The sequence below is a fragment of the Asaia sp. W19 genome, assembly GCF_003994335.1.
Classification (GTDB): Bacteria; Pseudomonadota; Alphaproteobacteria; order Acetobacterales; family Acetobacteraceae; genus Asaia.
This window is the reverse complement of sequence record NZ_PNQZ01000155.1, coordinates 1-1,126: the sequence shown is the minus strand read 5'-3', so window position 1 is coordinate 1,126 and position 1,126 is coordinate 1. Positions and strand designations below refer to the sequence as shown.

1 protein-coding gene is annotated in these 1,126 nt (G+C 59.6%); it reads left to right on the top strand.

Translation table 11 applies throughout. The annotated features are described in order from the left end of the window. Positions 1–1,126 (top strand): ATP-binding protein (locus C0V97_RS17535; RefSeq protein ID WP_127103725.1); only part of this gene is annotated, 1,126 nt, incomplete at both ends.

The following is a 1,126-nucleotide window of genomic DNA, read 5'->3' as shown; positions in this document are numbered from 1 at the left end:
CTGCATTTCGCCTGGTATGCCCCACATTCTCCCCTCGCCCTCGCCTTGGAGCACGGCCATTACCGGGCGATGGAGGTCGGCGAATCCTGGCATTTTCTTAGCCCGCATCTGGGGCATCGGCCACGCCATATGGCCGTATTCCAGGAAGATAATCCGGTCTCGTTACTCCCTGGACTGCCGTATGACCGCTCTGTTTTTCACGATGCGTATTTTGCCGGGGTTCAGCTCGATGACGGAAGCTGGATCCTGTGCGTGGCCCTGCAGAGGTTCTGGGGGCTCTATGCCTTTCAGCGTCTTTGCCTCGAAGGCGCCATGCTCGCCCTCTGGATCATTGCCGTCTCGCTCATCGCATCGCGTCAGCTCTCCCGTCCGATCGAACATCTGGCTCATGGCGTACGTCAGATCGCCGGCAAGCCTGCCTCGGCACACCTCCCCGAAACCGGCCCGCGTGAAATCCGCCTCGTTGCAGAGACGATCAACACCCTTCAGGCCCAGATCGCGAAATTCGTGGCGGATCGTACAACCATGCTGGCCGCGATCTCCCATGATCTGCGCACGCCCCTCACCCGCATCCGCTTGCGCGGCGAATTCATCGACTGCACGGAGCAGCAGAGACTACTGTTTCGCGATGTCGACGAAATGCAGATCATGATCGATGGCGCGCTCTCCTTCTTTCGCGAAGATGCCGCGCGCGAGGAAAGCACGGCCTTCGATCTCTCTGGCCTGCTTCAGACGATCGCCTATGACTATGCCGATCAGGGGCATGATGTACGCTACGACAATCCGGGGCGTATCGGCTATCGAGGGCCAATCCATGCGTTGAAACGCGTTTTCTCCAATCTGGTGGAAAATGCCATCAAATATGCCACGCCACCCCACATCACCCTGACACATGAGGCCGAGGGCGCGCTGGTCGTCACGATCATCGATGACGGGCCTGGTATTCCGCCCGAAGCCCTGGATGCTGTTTTCGAACCCTATTTCCGACTGGATAAATCGCGCAACCGTCAGACAGGCGGCGTGGGGCTGGGCCTGACCTCGGCACGCACCATCATGCGCGCGCATGGCGGGGATATCATGATGCAGAACCGCCCCGAAGGTGGGCTCTGCGTACAGGTTTTTCTTC